This window comes from Leucobacter sp. gxy201 (assembly GCF_051043335.1).
GTDB lineage: Bacteria > Actinomycetota > Actinomycetes > Actinomycetales > Microbacteriaceae > Leucobacter.
In genome coordinates this window covers 122,667-139,867 of record NZ_JAMXWS010000004.1, presented here as the reverse complement: position 1 = coordinate 139,867, position 17,201 = coordinate 122,667, and the positions used below count along the sequence as shown (strand labels likewise).

General features: G+C 70.1%; 13 protein-coding genes and 1 tRNA gene. 3 read left to right on the top strand and 11 right to left on the bottom strand.

What is annotated here, in order from left to right:
- Positions 1–604: 604 nt before the first annotated feature.
- Positions 605–916 (top strand): cupin domain-containing protein, encoded by a 312-nt coding sequence (locus tag NHL51_RS07945; protein ID WP_434142948.1) that lies wholly within the window; start codon positions 605–607, stop codon positions 914–916.
- A gap of 419 nt (positions 917–1,335) precedes the next feature.
- Here NHL51_RS07945 and NHL51_RS07940 read toward each other — a convergent pair whose 3' ends face one another.
- Positions 1,336–2,259 carry an NAD(P)-dependent oxidoreductase gene (locus NHL51_RS07940; RefSeq protein ID WP_434142947.1) on the bottom strand — a complete coding sequence of 308 codons (924 nt, stop codon included), beginning with the start codon at positions 2,257–2,259 and terminating at the stop codon, positions 1,336–1,338.
- A 117-nt stretch (positions 2,260–2,376) separates the two neighbouring features.
- Here NHL51_RS07940 and NHL51_RS07935 point away from each other — a divergent pair, with 117 nt between their 5' ends.
- Entirely contained in the window at positions 2,377–3,294 is a 918-nt protein-coding gene (locus tag NHL51_RS07935) for a LysR family transcriptional regulator (protein WP_434142946.1), read from the top strand.
- Between the two features lie 79 nt (positions 3,295–3,373).
- Here NHL51_RS07935 and NHL51_RS07930 read toward each other — a convergent pair whose 3' ends face one another.
- The 7 genes from NHL51_RS07930 to NHL51_RS07900 form a co-directional block, all read right to left on the bottom strand.
- Complete coding sequence (locus NHL51_RS07930) at positions 3,374–4,672, bottom strand: MFS transporter (RefSeq protein WP_434143201.1); 1,299 nt, start codon at positions 4,670–4,672, stop codon at positions 3,374–3,376.
- Between the two features lie 288 nt (positions 4,673–4,960).
- Positions 4,961–6,088 (bottom strand): class I SAM-dependent methyltransferase, encoded by a 1,128-nt coding sequence (locus tag NHL51_RS07925; RefSeq protein WP_434142945.1) that lies wholly within the window; start codon positions 6,086–6,088, stop codon positions 4,961–4,963.
- Entirely contained in the window at positions 6,085–6,507 is a 423-nt protein-coding gene (locus NHL51_RS07920) for a heat shock protein transcriptional repressor HspR (RefSeq protein WP_434142944.1), read from the bottom strand. Before NHL51_RS07920 ends, NHL51_RS07925 begins: the two co-directional genes overlap by 4 nt.
- A 38-nt stretch (positions 6,508–6,545) precedes the next feature.
- On the bottom strand, positions 6,546–7,520 hold the full coding sequence (locus NHL51_RS07915; protein ID WP_434142942.1) for a DnaJ C-terminal domain-containing protein: 975 nt from the start codon (positions 7,518–7,520) through the stop codon (positions 6,546–6,548).
- On the bottom strand, positions 7,513–8,142 hold the full coding sequence (locus NHL51_RS07910; RefSeq protein ID WP_434142941.1) for a nucleotide exchange factor GrpE: 630 nt from the start codon (positions 8,140–8,142) through the stop codon (positions 7,513–7,515). The genes NHL51_RS07915 and NHL51_RS07910 overlap by 8 nt, the downstream gene beginning before the upstream one ends.
- 2 nt (positions 8,143–8,144) lie before the next feature.
- Positions 8,145–9,992: a molecular chaperone DnaK gene (gene dnaK, locus NHL51_RS07905; protein ID WP_434142940.1), complete on the bottom strand. Its 1,848-nt coding sequence runs from the start codon at positions 9,990–9,992 to the stop codon at positions 8,145–8,147.
- 214 nt (positions 9,993–10,206) lie between these two features.
- Positions 10,207–11,616, bottom strand: coding sequence for an NAD(P)/FAD-dependent oxidoreductase (locus NHL51_RS07900; RefSeq protein ID WP_434142939.1), 1,410 nt, complete (start codon positions 11,614–11,616; stop codon positions 10,207–10,209).
- Between the two features lie 91 nt (positions 11,617–11,707).
- Here NHL51_RS07900 and NHL51_RS07895 point away from each other — a divergent pair, with 91 nt between their 5' ends.
- Positions 11,708–12,460 carry an alpha/beta fold hydrolase gene (locus NHL51_RS07895; protein WP_434142938.1) on the top strand — a complete coding sequence of 251 codons (753 nt, stop codon included), beginning with the start codon at positions 11,708–11,710 and terminating at the stop codon, positions 12,458–12,460.
- Positions 12,461–12,524: 64 nt separating this feature from the next.
- Here the strand turns inward: NHL51_RS07895 and NHL51_RS07890 are convergent.
- The 3 genes from NHL51_RS07890 to NHL51_RS07880 form a co-directional block, all read right to left on the bottom strand.
- Positions 12,525–12,606 (bottom strand) — tRNA-Tyr (locus NHL51_RS07890).
- A 78-nt stretch (positions 12,607–12,684) separates the two neighbouring features.
- On the bottom strand, positions 12,685–16,344 hold the full coding sequence (locus NHL51_RS07885) for an aldehyde dehydrogenase family protein (RefSeq protein ID WP_434142937.1): 3,660 nt from the start codon (positions 16,342–16,344) through the stop codon (positions 12,685–12,687).
- Between the two features lie 65 nt (positions 16,345–16,409).
- On the bottom strand, positions 16,410–17,201 hold the full coding sequence (locus NHL51_RS07880; RefSeq protein WP_434142936.1) for an ABC transporter ATP-binding protein: 792 nt from the start codon (positions 17,199–17,201) through the stop codon (positions 16,410–16,412).

Sequence of the window (17,201 nt, the reverse complement as noted above, 5' to 3'; positions counted from 1 at the left end):
CGATGAGCAGGCAGCGCGGGTCTTCACCACGTTCCAGATATGGCGGGGACGGCTGCACCGGTGTAGCCCACCCGAGGGGTGCACTGGAAGCCCGTACGGCGCGAACGTGTTCGTTTCAGAGGAGACATGCGGGCCGGACGTCACGGGCTGCTACCTCGTTCGCCGTCCGAAGCCGTCGGCCGACCGCTGGGCAATGCTGATCACCAGCGCAGGCCCGCAAACCTCTTGTGCCTGCTGCGCTTCGCCGATATCCGGAAATGGACCGACCATGGATGGAGCCTGGGAGGAGCAATGTCAACTCGCAGAATCGTCTGCGCCGGCGTCCGTGGTTTCTTCCTGCGCTGCGGGCGACGCTCTGGGCTCTAGTCCGAGGTCGCTCCGTTCGCCACTGCGTTCTTCCTGACGACTTACCCATTCGATGACGGTGCCTGGGCCCTGGGGTTCGCCCTCCATGAGCGTCTAAACTCGGAACACACCGGTCAGTGTGACACCTCAGAGTGCAGTCCGAGAGCTCGAAGCCGCCGATCCTCACCGGATAGGCTGGATGGAGTGCGCAACGCGGCGCCGGAATCTATCCGGCCGAGCGCACCCGGCGAGGAGGATCATGGGCACGGGAGCGACGAACAGCAACTCCGGGGCTGTTGGGGAGGTACAGCTAGAGAACGAGCACTTCCGCGTCACGCGGTGGACCATCGCGCCTGGCGGACACATTCCAATGCACCGCCACGACTTCGAATACGTCGTCGTGCCGATGGTTACCGGCACCATGCACGTCTCGAATGCCGACGGCACCGAGGTCGTGGCCGAGCTCGTCAAGGGGACCAGCTATACCCGTTCCTCGGGCTCGGAGCACCGCATCGAGAATCGAGACGAGCACGATGACGTCGTCTTCGTCGAAGTGGAGCGGCTGTCGTGATTACGCGATCCTGCGCCAACGTCTGTCCCGTCACGGCCGGTGACCGCGAGGCGTAGGCCGCGCTCTACCGCGGATACCGCGGCTTCGGCCGCAAGCCGCACGAGAGATCGAGGGCGCCTCGATCGTGCGGTGGATCACCGCCGACAGCAACGCGACCGCACGCAGCCTCTACGACCGCTTCGCCCGGCAGACGCCCTGGGTCACGTACGATCTCGCGCCCGCGGAGTGAACCGGCTCGGAGAAACTCGGCTCCGGGCCCCGAAGGCGTCGATGCGGCGGACCGGACAGTCCGCGGAGATCGTTCACCGCTATAGCGCTATCGATCTCCGCCTCTTGCCCAGCACGCGATGAGACTGGCCAGACTGCTGCTGTCAGGGTATACGCACCCGGAGCACTCGAGCCCAGCCGCCCCGTCGCCTCTACGCGTCGAGCCCCGGGTCGTATCCGGCCACCGTTCCATCGGGCGACGAGTACTTCACCACGAGCGTGCAGTCCTTCTCGCCGAGCCCCTCTTCGATCAGACGGTCGAGCTGGCGCATCGCGGCCTCCGCGCCCGGAAGAGCGACGCCGGTGCTCTCACCCGCGGCGAGCGCGAGGCCGATATCCTTGCGGGCGAGGTTCGCGCTGAACGCCGCGTCGAAGTTGTGATTCGCCGCCGCGCGCTCGATGACCCCGGGAACCGGATACCACACCTGCTGCGGCCAGGAACGGCCCGAGGAGGCGGAGGCGATGTCCCAGAAGGTCTTCGCGTCGAGACCGAGACGCTCGGCGAGCTGAGAGCCCTCGGCGCACGCCTGCAGCGCGATGAACAGCATCATGTTGTTGACGATCTTGGCGGCGATACCGGCGGTCGGACCGCCCGCGACGAAGACGTTGCCCGCCATCGGTTCGATGATCTCGCGCACCCGGAGCACCTGCTCGGAGTCGCCGCCGAGCATGAACGCCAGAGTTCCGTCGGCCGCACCTGCCGTGCCGCCGGAGACCGGAGCATCGACGAATGCGAACCCTCTCGCCCGGGACTCGTCGTGGCACCACTGGGATGTCTCGATATCGACGGTGGAGGAGTCGAAGAGCACCGCATCCTTCGGGGCATGGGCCCAGATGCCGGCCTCGCCGTCGTAGACGCTGCGCACGTGCTCGCCCTTCGGCAGCATGGTGATCACGGCTTCGGCCCCAACCACGGCCTCCGCGACCGACCCGGCCGCTTCGACACCGACCGCGACGGCCTGCGCGAGCGCGGCATCGTTGAGGTCGAAGCCGACGACCCGGTGGCCGGCCCTGATGAGGTGCTGACTCATACGGGAACCCATATTGCCGAGCCCCACCCACGCGATCGTTGCCATTTGTCCTCCTCGACAGCTTCTGCAATGCATTCAGCATGCCGACCGCGCAACCGTTAATCAATACACGGATACGGTCGAATCTTGCAATACAACTGTGCATGAATGCACAATCGAGGTATGGCAGACATCCGCCCCGACCTCGCCCCCGAAGCACTCATGACGCTGCTCGCCGTCGCACGGCTCGGCCGCTACACTGCAGCCGCCGATGCGCTCGGCGTCAATCACTCCACCGTGTCCCGACGCCTGTCGTCGCTCGAAGCGAGCCTCGGCGACCGCGTGCTGGTGCGCACTCCCGGCGGGTGGGAACCCACCCAGCTCGGTCTCATCGCGCTCCGCGCGGCCGAGGAGATGGAGGCCGCGATGAGCAGGCTCGTCGCGCACGATCGACCCGACGCCGTGGGCGGCCTCGTGCGCATCGCCACTCCCGACGCATTCGGCGCATCGTGCGTCGTGCCGGTCTGCACCGCGCTGCAGAGCACGCACCCCGACATCGACTTCGACGTGCTGGCGGCGACGCAACCGGTGCGACAGCACCGCTCGGGCGTCGATATCGAGGTCGTCGTCGGCAAACCGCATGTCCATAATGCGATCGCGGCGCACATCGCCTCCTACCGGCTCGCGCTGTACGCCACTCCCGCGTACCTCGAGTCCCACGGCGCACCCCGGTCGATCGCCGATCTCGCGCAGCACCGGCTCATCTTCTACGTCGACTCGGCCCTGCAGGTCGACGATCTCGATGCGGCCCGCAAGGGCCTGCCGAAGTCGCTGCCGACCATCAGCTCGACGAGCGTGTTCGCCCACGTCGCGGCGACGGCGGCGTCCGCGGGCATCGGCATCCTGCCGCACTTCCTCGCCCACGAGCACCCGTCGCTCGTCCCGGTGCTGCCCGACGACTACGAGCACCGGGCCGACTATTGGGCCGTCGCACGCGAAGACAATCTGCGCAAACCTGCCGTCGCGCTCTGTCTGCGCGCCCTGATCGACCAGACGCAGTCCTACGTCGACGACAGGGCATCGGCGCCCGCGCTGCCGTAACAGCGTATCGGGGCGGGAGTCCGCCCCGCCCCGATACGCACCGCCGTTCGGTTCCGTCGTCTTCGGGCGGCCGACCGCCCTACTCGCCGTACTCGCCGTACTCGCCGTACTTCGCGAGATCCTCCCGGTCGAGCTCCTTCAGGTCGATGCCCCGGGTCTCGCGCATGACGATCACCGCGACGAGGGAGATCGCGCAGGCGAATGCGAGGTAGATCGCCACGGGTACTCCTGAACCGAATTCGCGCAGCAGGGCCGCCGCGATGATCGGCGCCACCGAGCCGGCGACGATCGACGTGACCTGGTATCCGAGCGAGACGCCCGAGTAGCGCATGCGAGTCGGGAACATCTCGGCCATGATCGACGGCTGCCCGGCGTACATCGTGCCGTGCAGCAGTAGGCCGAGCGTGATAGCGATGACGATCAGCACCGGATTCTCGGTATTGAAGAGCGGGAATGCGATGAAGCCCCAGGCGGCGGAGAGCACGACGCCCGCGCCGTAGACCGGCCGACGGCCGAGACGGTCTCCGAGCCGACCGATGACGGGGATCGCGAAGAACTGGATCGCATGCGCCAGCAGCAGGAAGCTCAGGATCGAGGTCGTATCCATCCCGCGGTGGATGGACAGGTAGGTGATCGAGAAGGTCACGACCAGGTAGTACATGATGTTCTCCGCGAACCGCAGACCCATCGCGGTGAACACCTGGCGGGGGTACTGGCGGAAGACGTCGACGAGCCCGTTCGTGCGCTTCTGACGCACCACCTCGATCTGCTTCGTCTCGGTGAAGATCGGGGCGTCGTTGACCTTCGTGCGCACGTAGTATCCGACTGCGACGATGATCACCGACAGCCAGAATCCGATACGCCAGCCCCACGAGAGGAACTGCGCATCGGAGAGCGACCACGACAGCACCCACAGCACGATCGTCGCGAGGAGGTTGCCGAGCGGGAGCGCGGCCTGCGGCCAGCTCGCCCAGAATCCGCGGCTGTCGTTCGGCGAGTGCTCCGCCACGAGCAGCACCGCCCCGCCCCACTCGCCGCCGACGGCGAAGCCCTGGATGAACCGCAGCGCGACGAGCAGCGCCGGCGCCCAGTACTGGATGGTGTCGAAGGTCGGCAGGCACCCCATGAGGAAGGTGGTCGCACCGACCATGACGATGGCGACCTGCAGCAGGTGCTTGCGCCCGTAGCGGTCGCCGAAGTACCCGAATACCACGCCTCCCAGCGGGCGGGCGATGAACCCGACGGCATAGGTGACGAACGCGGCGATCACTCCATCGAGCGGATCGCCGGTCTGCGGGAAGAAGATCTTGTTGAACACGAGCGTCGCCGCTGTCGTGTACAGGAAGAACTCGTACCACTCGACCACGGTGCCCGCCATCGATGCGATGACGACGCGGCGCAGCGTGCGCTTGAGCGCGCTGCCCGTCTCGACCTGCTGTTCCCTTACGGCCACTGCTACCTCCTTGTAGCTGAAACGTAGATCTTCGACCGACCGAAGCTCACCCCAGCTTCTTGCCTGGGCGCGGGGCTGGCAAGACGATTTACCGCACGTCGTATGTGCATGCACGCACAGTCGCGCGATCTTGCCCTCGGCCGCTTGTGCACTGATCGATCATCATCGAGGGGCGTTCCCGAGAGCGCCGCTGTACAGCGAGCGCCCCAGGGATCACCGGCGCCGCGCCGCCAGCACCGTGTAGGTGCGATCGCGCGCGATCTGCTCGACCGGGCCGACCGTGCGTTCGACGAGGGGACGGTAGCGCAGGTGCGAGTTGAAGACGATGCGCAGTTCGCCGCCCGGCGCGAGCGCGCGGCCGCAGGCCCGGATGAGCCGATGACCCACGCCCGCGTGCACTGCGGCGCCCGTGTGGAACGGCGGGTTCAGCAGGATCAGCTCGGCCCAGCCGTCGGGCACGGCCTCCAGCGCATCGGCCCGGTGGATGTCGATGCGCTCCGCAACGCCAGCCGCTTCGGCGGTGAGCCGGGTCGCGGCGACCGCGGCGACCGACTGATCGGTTGCGAGAACCTGCGCATGCGGCAGCCGCAGCGCCGCCGATACGGCGAGCGAACCGTTGCCGCAGCCGAGATCGACGACCCGGCGCGCGGCGGGCGCCCCGTCGAGACCCGCGAGCAGCAGTCGGCTGCCGTGATCGAGGGTCGCGCCACCGAAGGTCGCGCCGAACGCGGCGACGCGGAAGGGGAGGTCGGGGTCGGTACCCCATCGGGGGAATGGTGCGGGGCCGGAGTCCGAGGCCGGAGCCGAGGCGGTGAGCACGCGGGCCTTGCGCCGCCCGAGCCCGGCGGCCACCTCGTCGAAGTACCGCCCGAGCACCTCGTTCTGGGTGCGCGTCATGTGCTTCACCCGCCCGCCCGCGATGACGCGCACCTCGGGCGTCGCCCACCGGGCGATCGACCACGCGATCTCGTCGAGCGCGTCGAGGCTGCGCGGCAGCTGCAGCAGCACGACGCGGGCGCCCGACAGCAGCGAGGCGTCGAGTCCGTGGGCCGCGATGTCGTCTGAGAGACCGAGGCGCGCCGCATTCGCCGCGACCGCGCGCTCGCCGAGCAGCGGGTCCTGATGGCTGCGCACCCGGCGCGCGCCGAGCACGGCGATAGCGCCGAGCGTCAGCGCCCCGTGTCGGTCGCCGATCACGACGACCTCGCCGGGCCCGGCCGCCCGCACGTCTGCGGCCGCGGTGTCGAGGATCAGTTCGTCGGCCGCGTCGTGGGCCTGCAGCTCCGGCGCATCGACGTCGGGCTTCCGCGAGAGCTGCGCCAGCAGGTGCTCGAGGTTCACGGCCTCCACACCACGACCTCGGCGTTGCGGCGCACACGGGTGCCGCGTCGAAGCGTGACGACCTCGCCGCCCGCAGCGCCGGCCGCGAACACCCGGCGATCGGGCCGCTGCATGCGCTCCTCCGAGAGGGCGCGTTCGAGATCCCTGACCTGCCCCTCGAGCATGCGCACGCGGTCTTCGAGCTGGATGACCCGGCGGATGCCCTCGAGGCTCAGCCCTTCGGCCGAGAGCCGGGCGACCTCGCGCAGACGCGCGACGTCGTGCAGCGAGTATCGGCGGGTGTTGCCCCGCGTACGCTGCGGCGTGACGAGCCCGATACGGTCGTACTGCCGCAGCGTCTGCGGGTGCATCTCGGCGAGCCCCGCCGCCGCCGCGATGGCGAACACCGGAGTGTAGCGATCGAGCTGGGGGTCGGCCATGGGGCTCACCTGTCTTTCATTCGGGGCGTGCCGGGCGCTCAGGCGCCTCGCACACGTGCATACAGATCCTCGCGCGGATTCTCGTTCGGTTCAACGTCGCGGAAGGCCTCGAGGGCCTCGCGCGCCGCGTCGGAGAGGTGCGAGGGGACCACGATCTGGACCTCGGCGAGCAGATCGCCGGTGCCCTTCGCGCTCTTCACGCCGCGCCCCTTGACGCGCAGTACGCGGCCGCTCGGAGTGCCCGGCTGCACGCGCAGCTTCACAGTGCCCTCGCCGAGCGTCGGCACTTCGACGGTCGCGCCGAGTGCGGCCTCCGAGAAGGTCACCGGCAGCTTGAGGCGCAGGTTCTGGCCGTCGCGCTCGAATACGGGGTGCTTGCGCACGTGCACCGTGACGATGATGTCGCCGGCCGAGCCGCCGTTCGGGCTCGGTTCGCCCTTGCCGCGCACCTTGATCTTCTGACCATCGGCGACCCCGGCAGGGATCTTCACCTTGACCGGGCCGCCGGGCGCCTGGAGCGTCACCGTCTGGCCGCCCACCGCCGTCTCGAAGTCGAGCGTGGTCGAGGCCTGGATGTCGCGCCCGGGCTGAGGGCCTCGAGGCGCCCCGCCGCCGAACATGTTGAAGATGTCGTCGTAGCCCTGACCGCCGGTGCGGAACCCGCCCGGCTGCCCGCCGAACTGGGCGCCGCCGCGATGGCCGCCCCCGAACATGCCGCCGAAGATGTCCTCGAAGCCCTGGCTCCCGCCGCCGCCCGCCGTGAAGCGGGCGCCGCCGGCGCCCATGGCTCGGATCTGGTCGTACTCCGCCCGCTCCTCCGTGTCGGAGAGCACGGCGTACGCCTCGCTGATCTCTTTGAACTTGGTCTCGGCCGTGGCATCGCCCGGGTTGGAATCGGGGTGGTACTTGCGCGCGAGTTTGCGGTAGGCCTTCTTGATCTCAGCCTCGCTTGCCGCCTTCGAGACGCCGAGGGTGCGGTAGAAGTCTTTCTCGAGCCAATCCTGACTAGCCATCTGCCCCCACCGCCACCGCTACCTTGGCGGGGCGCAGCTCGACTTCGCCGATGCGGTACCCCCGCTCGATCACGTCGAGCACGACATGCTCCTCGGTGCCGGGGACCGGCACCTGGGCGATCGCCTCGTGCACCTGCGGGTCGAAGGGCTCGCCCTTCTCGCCGAAGCCCTCGAGACCGAGGCGCTCCACGACGCCGCGCAGCTTCTGCGCGATCGTTGCGAACGCCGACCCCTCGACCAGGTCGCCGTGCTGGTCGGCGCGGTCGAGGTCGTCGAGCACCGTGAGCAGCGGCGACACGGCCGCGGCGACCGCGCGCTGCTTCTCGAGCACGGCGTTCGCCTCGGTGCGCTTGCGGTAGTTCGCGTACTCGGCGGTCAGACGGCGCAGATCTTCGAGGTACGACTTCTCCTCGTCCGAGAGATTCTCGTCGGCCTCCGCCGCATCGGCCTCGGCCGCGTCCGCGTTCTGCTCCGCGCCCAGGATGTCTTCGACGGTCAGGCCGTCTTCGGCGTTCTCGGCCCCCTGCTGCGGCACAGGGCCGGAAGAGTTCTCCTCTTCCGACCCTGCAGCAGGAACGTCACGGGGCTCTTCGCCGGGAATGTGCTGTTCCTGTTCAGCCATGGTTACTTCGACTCCTCGTCCTCGACGACCTCTGCGTCGACCACGTCGTCATCGTTCGACTCCTCGGCGGTGGCGCCGGCCTCGGGGGCCTCGGCCTGCGCCTGGGCGTAGATGGCCTCGCCGAGCTTCGTCTGGCTCTGGCCGAGCTTCTCGGACGCGGCCTTCACCGCATCCTCGTCGTCGCCCGCGAGCGCCTGCTTCAGCTCGTCGAGATCGCCCTGCACCTCGGTCTTGACGTCCTCGGGCAGCTTGTCCTCGTTCTCGCTGATGAGCTTCTCGGTCGAGTAGGCCAGCTGCTCGGCCTGGTTGCGCTGCTCGGCGGTCTCGCGGCGCTTCTTGTCCTCGGCGGCGTGCTCCTCGGCTTCGCGCACCATGCGCTCGATGTCCTCCTTCGAGAGGGTCGAGCCGCCCGAGATCGTGATGGTCTGCTCCTGGCCGGTGCCCTTGTCCTTCGCCGAGACCTGCACGATGCCGTTGGCGTCGATGTCGAAGGTCACCTCGACCTGCGGGATGCCGCGGGGAGCCGGCGCGATGCCGGTGAGCTCGAAGGTGCCGAGATTCTTGTTGTCGCGGGTGAACTCGCGCTCGCCCTGGAAGACCTGGATGGCGACCGAGGGCTGGTTGTCCTCGGCGGTGGTGAAGGTCTCGCTGCGCTTCGTCGGAATGGCGGTGTTGCGCTCGATGAGCTTCGTCATGATGCCGCCCTTGGTCTCGATGCCGAGCGACAGGGGGGTCACGTCGATGAGCAGAACGTCCTTGCGCTCGCCCTTCAGCACGCCGGCCTGGAGGGCTGCGCCGACGGCGACGACCTCATCCGGGTTCACGCCCTTGTTGGGCTCGCGGCCGCCGGTGAGCTGCTTCACGAGCTCGGTGACCGCGGGCATGCGGGTCGAGCCGCCGACGAGCACGACGTGCGCGATGTCGCCGACCTTGACGCCCGCCTCGGCGATGACGTCGTTGAACGGCTTGCGGGTGCGCTCGAGCAGATCCTTGGTGAGCTCCTCGAACTTGGCGCGCGAGAGGGTCTCGTCGAGGTTGGCCGGGCCGTTCTCGGTGAGCGAGAGGTAGGGCAGCTGGATCTGGGTGCTCATCGAGTTCGAGAGCTCCTTCTTCGCCTGCTCAGCGGCCTCCTTGAGGCGCTGGAGGGCGATCTTGTCCTTCGAGACGTCGACGCCGGTCGAGTTCTTGAACTGCGTGATGAGCCACTCGACGACGCGCTGGTCCCAGTCGTCGCCGCCCAGGCGGTTGTCGCCCGAGGTGGCGCGCACCTGGATGGTCGAGAAGTCGTCGTCCTTGCCCACCTCGAGGAGGGAGACGTCGAAGGTGCCGCCGCCGAGGTCGAAGACGAGGATGAGCTCGTCCTCCTTGCCCTTGTCGAGGCCATACGCGAGCGCGGCGGCGGTGGGCTCGTTGATGATGCGGAGCACGTTGAGGCCCGAGATCTCGCCGGCTTCCTTGGTGGCCTGTCGCTCGGCGTCGTTGAAGTACGCCGGCACGGTGATGACCGCGTCGGTGACCTTGTCGCCGAGGTAGGTCTCGGCGTCGCGCTTCAGCTTCATGAGCGTGCGAGCCGAGATCTCCTGCGCGGTGTAGCGCTTGCCGTCGATCTCGTCGGTCTTCCAATCGGTGCCCATGTGGCGCTTGACCGACGCGAGGGTGCGGTCGACGTTGGTGACGGCCTGGCGCTTCGCGGTCTCGCCGACGAGCACCTCGCCGTCCTTCGTGAAGGCGACGATCGAGGGGGTGGTGCGCAACCCTTCGGCGTTCGCGATGACGGTGGGCTCGCCGCCCTCCAGCACCGAGACGACCGAGTTGGTGGTACCGAGGTCAATGCCTACTGCGCGTGACATGCGTTCTCCTTCTGCTGCTGTGATCGGCGGAACGGACCGCTTGCGCGACCGACCGTCGTGGTCCCGTGCTCCCGGCCCGGGATGATTTCGCAAGCACCCGAGCAACCTTGAGCCTGATGAACTCAAGTTTACCGACTGCATCGGAGACGTCAAGTTCTCCGCCTCAAACTTGAGTCGATCTCACTCAACTCTCAGCTTGAGCACCCCACGCCGGTCAGCGACCGCTGATGAGGTTCGCGAGGCGCGCGGCAGGGTGCGTGCGCCCGGAGCCGCTGCGATACTCCCGACGGTCGGCGAAACGGTACACGGCGTACAGCGATCGCGCCGCGATCCACCGCAGCGGCTCCGGCTCCCAGTTGCGCGAACGATGCCCGACCCACGGCAGCCGGGTCAGCTCCGTATCCTCGCCGAGGATGAGGTCGCGCAGCGTGCGCCCGGCGAGGTTCGTCGCGGTCACTCCGTGGCCGACATAGCCGCCGGCATGGGCGATCCCTGTCGAAGCATCGAAATCGACCCCCGCGCACCAGTCGCGCGGCACCCCGAGCACCCCCGACCAGCTGTGGTCGAGCCGCACCCCCGCGAGCGAGGGGAACAGCTCGACGAGGCGCGTGCCGAGCTGGCCGACCGTGAAGTCTGCGGTGCGGCCCTGGCGATCGAAGGTCGATGCGAAGTGGTACGGGATGCCGCGGCCGCCGATCGCGATGCGGTGATCGGCCGTGCGCTGCAGATAGGCGAAGCTGTGCGCGAAGTCGCCCATCGTCTCGGCTCCCCGCCATCCGATCGCGGCGAGCTGCGCCTCACCGAGCGGCTCCGTGACCACCATGCTGCTGTTCATCGGCAGGTACCTGCGCCGTTGCCCCTCGAGCGATCCGGTGTAGCCCTCGATCGCCTGCACCACGGTCTGCGCGCGCACATCGCCGCGGTTCGTGCGCACGCGACGCGGCTCGATCGCCGTCGCCGTCGTACCCTCGTAGATGCGCACGCCGAGCCGCTCGACCGTCTCGGCGAGGGCGAGCACGTACTTCGCCGGGTGGATGCGGGCGCAATGGGGGCTCCAGAAGGCGCCCCGCACGTCGGCGACCCGCACGCGCTCGTCGAGTTCGGGCGGAGTCAGCAGATGGAAGTCGCGCCCCGGCGCCCACCCCTCGCGCCCGAGCGCAGCCGCATAGGCCCGCAGCCGCGAGAGCTGCGCGGGGCTCGTCGCCACCTGGATCATGCCGTCGTGGCGCACGTGCTCGCCGAAACCCTCGCGCTCGGCGACCGCGACCCCCTCGCCCACGGAGGCCATCATCTCGCGCTCGAATGCGACCGCCGCGTCGCGCCCCGACTCCCGCGCGTACCGGGCGAACTGCCCCGGCGCCTTCGCGCTGAACCAGCCGCCGTTGCGCCCCGAGGAGCCGAAGCCCGCGAACTCGCGCTCGATGACGGCGATGTCGAGCTCGGGCCGCGCGCACTTGAGATAGTAGGCCGTCCACAACCCCGTGAACCCGCCGCCGACGATCGCGACATCGGCCTCGATCGGGCCCGGAAGACCCGGGCGCGGGTGCGGCCGCCCGGCATCCCGCATCCAGTACGAGACGCTCCCGTTCACGAATTCCGGGGTGACTTCGGATTGCACGACCACGTTCGACTCCTTCGCCCTCATCGGCCTCCGGCGCCCACGACCGGGGTGCCGCACAGCTCGAGCGTAGCTCCGCAGCGGCTAGTGTGGGGCTATGACTCGGCAGGATCGCGAGTATCGTCGCGGAGAGACCACCATGGCCTTCACCGACACGTCGGGGCCCGCGACGCGCACCTTCGTGCTCGTGCACGGCATCGGCATGGGCCGCCTCGTCTTCGACGGCGTCGGCGAGGTGCTCAGCGCCTACGGGCGCGTGCTCGCCGTCGATCTGCCGGGGTTCGGCGACTCCCCCGAGCCCGGCTCGGCCGCGACGCTCGAGGAGACGGCGGCGGAGGTCGCGATGTTCATCCGCCGTGAAGTCGGCGGCCCGGTCGTGCTCGTCGGGCATTCGATGGGCACACAGGTCGTCGCCGAGATCGCGGTGCACCGCCCGGAGCTCGTGTCGGAGCTCGTGCTGATCGCGCCCACGGTGAACGTGCACGAGCGCACCGCGCGGCAGCAGGCCCTGCGCATGCTGCAGGATCTCGGCGGCACCGGCCCGAGGACGCTGCTGCTCGGGCTGTGGGAGTACGCGAAGACGAGCCCGCTCTGGTACCTGCGCAAGCTGCGCTTCATGCTGCACCATCGCATCGAGGCCATCTGCCCGCTCATCTCGCGCCCGACCCTCGTGATGCGCGGCGAGCACGATCGCGTCTGCCCGCGCGGATGGGTGGCGGAGGTCGCGGCGGCGATTCCCAGCAGTGAGATGCGCGAGATCCCGCAGCACGGCCACGAAGCCGTCATCGAGAACCCCGAGCCGGCCGCCTCCATGATCGTGGAGTTCGTGCTGCGGCAGCCCGGCGCCTGAGCGCCCCGGAGGCTCCACACGCGAAAAACCCGGTCAGAATTTCTTCTGACCGGGTTTTCTTCGGTGGCGGATGAGGGATTCGAACCCCCGTAGGCTGTGCCAGCTGATTTACAGTCAGCCCCCTTTGGCCGCTCGGGTAATCCGCCGAAGACCGTGCGAACACGACCAGGAGATTACTTTACCGTGCGACTCCGTCGAACGGAAATCGAGGCGCAGTGACGCACCTACGACTCCAGCAGCTCGTCGAGCCCCGGCACCGGCACGGCGAGCCCGTGACGGTACGCGCGCGCCGCCACCGACTGCTCGCGCAGCAGCGTCAACAGCTCGACCGGCCCGGCCATCGTCACCGGCTCGGCCCACAGCGACACCCGCTCGAGGCCGCCGAGCCATTCGGCCGCACGCACGCGGTCGCCGCCGATCAGACGGATGCGCGGCGCGACGACGCCGCCGGCTCCGACGGGCCCCGCGACCGCGAGCCGTTCGACCCAGTCGCCGTCGTTCTCGAGCGACACCTCGATGCCGACCTGCGAGAGGAACGCCGAGACCGGCGCCGGCAGCACCTCGCCGGTCGACACCGCGATCGGTGCGCGCACGAGAATCGCGGCCGCGATCACGCGCACGAGCTCCGCGAGCGCGCCGCCCTCCGCGAGCCGCACGTGCGTCGGCACCGGCTGGTACCGGAGCACATTGCGCTCGACGCCGAGACCGAGGTCGTCGCGCGCGATACCGAACGACGTGCGCCAGGTGATGGCGTCGGCGAGGGCCGCACGGCGCAGATTGTCGAACTCCTCGTAGCCGATCGAGGGCTGCACCGCTTCGATGAGCAGGCGCACCTCGGGTTCGAGGCCGCGCAGGTGCAGCGTCTCGCTGCGCGTGCCCGAGCGCAGGCTCCATGAGCCGAGGGCGAGCAGTCGGTTCGGGCCGCCGCCGAGGCCGGCGATGCCGATCGCGGCGTCGTTCCAGGCGCCGCCGGGCTGCCGTTCGACGCGCGCATCGCTCGTGGGCCGGTTGATCGAAAGCGACGCCGCCTCGGCGCCCTCGAGCCAGGCGAGCACCTCATCTGAGTCGTACGATTGCAGGCCGGCGACCGCGCCGCCCATCTGCTGCAGCGCGAGCGCGTCGCCGAGCGTGTGCACGTGCGCGATGCCGATGACGGGCACGCCGACGGCGTCATCCCAGAAGGCCGATGACGCCGAAACGCCGGTGCGCACGCCGGGCCGCCACAGCAGCCCCGCGTCGTCGAGCCGCTCGGGCTGCACGAGCCACTCCTCACCGCGGCCGAGCTCGGTCAGCGCGCGCATGCCGGCGGCGCTCGGCGGCACCGGCAGCGGCCCGACGTCGAAGCCGAGCGGATCGGCCTGGCCCGGACGGGAGGAATCGCCGACCCGCAGCTGCCGCACCGCATCGGCGAGACCCTCGCGGAACCGGCGCGACCGGCCGGCGCTGCCGAGCAGCAGCACCCCGCTGATCGATCGGGGATGCGCGCCGGCGCCGATGAACGCGGAGGCCACGACGTCGCGCACGGCCCCGTCGAAATCGGCGGAGGGCGCGACGAGCATCGTTCCGGGGGCGGGCAGGCGGCCGTCGACGCGGAGGTCGGGCCGGTGGCGTACGAGATCCTTCGCGATACCGCGCGCGCCGAGCACCACCGCGCGATCGATGCCGGGCTCGGCGACGAGCCGCGCCAGCGTGCCGCCGGCCCCCGTCGCGAAAACCGGTTCGACGCGCACGACCCCCGCGGGGAGCCCCGCGATCTCCCACTCCTCGAGCAGGGCTCGCGCGGTGGCGGCGATGCGGCTCGGCACCGTCCAGATGACTCCGCTGCCCGCGGCCAGCGCCGACAGCACGGCTTCGGCCTGCACGTCGAGCGGGAAGCTGTCGTCGGCGACGACGAGCACGAGCCCCTCGGCGACGAACGTGGCGCCGAGCACGGCGGAGAGCCGCTCGGCGAGCTGCCCCGAGTAGCGTGCCGTGTCGACGATGTCGCCGATGCGCCGGTCGATCTCGCGCACCGGCGCACCGGTGTCGCGCACGAGGCTCTGCAGCAGCCGGTCGCGCGCGGCGACCGTGGCGAGCGCGAGCCGGCGCAGGCGCACCGCGCGCGTCGCGGCCGGCGTCGCGGCCCAGGCCTCGCCCGCCGTGCGCGCCTGCTCGGCCGCGCGCGCCGGGTCGAGGTCGGCGGGCGACAACGCGATGGTCGGGTTCTCGGCCTCGATCTCCGCCGACTCCTCGGCGGCGCTACGGGCGAGGCCGCGCGCCCATTCCCGGTTCTGCGGCAGGCTCGCGTCGGTGTCGGGCTCGTTCGCGAACCCCGACGCCGAGACCACGGGAATCGCCTTCGGCGCGGCGACGGCGTCGAGCCGCAGCTCGCCCGTCGACCCGCGTGTGAGGCCGAGCACCGCCGCGGTGAGACCGCCCGTGTCGAAGCTCGCCGGCTCGTCGGGGGCGCGGTAGAAGAGCGCGCTGTCGCGCTCGCTCGGATCCCACTCCCGCGCCCGCAGCTGCGTGCGGTGAGAGCGGGGCGCGCAATCGGGCACCGCCTCGACCGCCTCGCCGAACCATTCGCGCTCCTCGGGCAGCGAGGCCTCGCCGGCTTCGAGTCGGGCGACGACCGAGTCGGGGTCGGAGGCCTCGGCGACGAACCCGAGCAGCACGTCGAGCGCGCCGCCGAATTCCTGGGGCGGCACGACCGGGATGAGCACGCGCACCTCGGCGAGGTCGCGCGCGAGCAGCTCGGCGAGCCCCGGCACGATGCCGCGGCGCAGTTGCACGCTGCCGAGCTCGGCGCTGCCGAGCTCGGTCGCGATCTCGGCGACGGCGGCGAGCACGAGCGGATCCTCGGATGCGATGACGGGGCGCAGCGACGCCGCGCGGCCCGGGTGCAGTGCGAGCTCGGCGAGGCGCAGCAGCTGGGTCGTCGTCTCGCGACGCCCTTCGATGACCGGCACGGCGAGGCCGCTGCGGATCGAGGCGATGCGTTCGACGCCCGCGACGCCGGCGACGCCGATGGTGACCTCCGAGGGCGCTCCCCCGTCGGCGAGGCGGCGCTGCGCCCACCGGCTCAGCCAGGAGTACTGCTCGCGCGACTCGGGCAGCTCGGCCATCAGGCGCACTCCGATGCGCACGCTGTCGAAGGCGGGGTCGGCGAGCGCTCGGGCGAGCAGCTCGGGCACGAGCCGGGCCCAGCGCACGCTGCGCGGCGCGATGCACACGGTGGTGCCGTGCTCGCGCGCGGATTCGAGCACGGGGACGATGGCTGCGGCGGCGCCCGCCACGTCGTCCTCCGCCGACCAGTCGGTGCCGCCCGGCGCGAGCCGCTCGGGGTCGACGACGAGGTGCTTCACGATCGCGTGCGTCGCGAGGCCCGCGAGGCGGCCCGCCTCGGCGCGCACGCCGTGCGGCCCGTGCACGGCGTCGCCGCCGGGAGCGAGCACGGGCACGAGGCCCGCCTCGCCGTGACGGCGCAGCACCTCGGCGAGGCCGCTCAGCCGCCCCGGCTTCTCGGCGCTCTCGGGCAGCCGCGCGGCGAGCACGAGGTGCGAGACGCGATCCCTGAGCCACTTGCGGGCCACGGGCATCACTGCCCAGGGCAGTCCGAGCGAGACGGCACCGCCCGTGCGCACGGCGATGCGATCGCGCATGGGCATCGATTCGGGGATCTCGTGCGCCATCTCGCGCAGCCCGAGGGCCGAGGTGAACGCGTCCTCGGTGCCTGCGACGAGTTCGATCAGCCGGCGGGTGAAGTCGAAGCTCTCGGGCTCGCGACTCATCTCGCCGAGCAGCATCGCACGCCCGCCGTCGCGGTCGAGACCCGCGTACCATGCGAGGGCGCGCGCTTCGGCGGCTTCCGCGACCTCGCTCCAGACGATGCTGTCCTCTGCCATGTGCCCACTGTATTGCGGCGGGACGGCGGGAGGGTGGATGCGCGCCGAGAACCTCCGACGCGCCGCTACGCCAGCATGGCGCGGTCGTCGAGCTGCGCGCCCTTGATCTTCGCGAACTCCGCGAGCAAGCCCGGTACGGTCAGCTGCTGCTTCTCCTCCGCCGTTGCCTGGAAGACGATATTGCCCTCGTGCATCATGATGAGGCGGTTGCCGAGCCGGAGCGCCTGCTCCATGTTGTGCGTCACCATGAGGGTCGTGAGCCGGCCCTGCGACACGATGCGGTCGGTGAGTTCGGTGACGAGCGCTGCGCGCTGCGGGTCGAGCGCCGCCGTGTGCTCGTCGAGCAGCAGGATGCTCGGGTGGGTGAAGCCCGCCATGAGCAGCGACAGCGCCTGGCGCTGACCGCCCGAGAGCAGGCCGACCTTCGCGGTGAGGCGGTTCTCGAGGCCGAGCTCGAGCGACTTCAGTTCGTCGCGGAAGCGCTCGCGCTGCGCCTTGGTGAGGGCGGGGCCGAGCCCGCGGGGCTTGCCGCGCCGCACGGCGAGGGCGAGGTTCTGCTCGATGGTCAGCTCGGGCGCCGTGCCCGCCATCGGGTCCTGGAAGACGCGGCCGACGTACTTGGCGCGCTGGTACTCCTTGAGGCGGTTGACGCGGTTGCCGTCGATCTCGATCGTGCCCGAGTCGACGGTGTAGCGCCCCGAGATCGCGTTCAGCAGGGTCGACTTGCCGGCACCGTTCGAGCCGATGACGGTGACGAAGTCGCCCTCGGCAAGGCTCAGGGTGACCCCCGTGAGCGCCCGGCGCTCGTTGACGGTGCCCGCGAAGAAGGTCTTCTGGATATGGTCGATAGTGAGCAT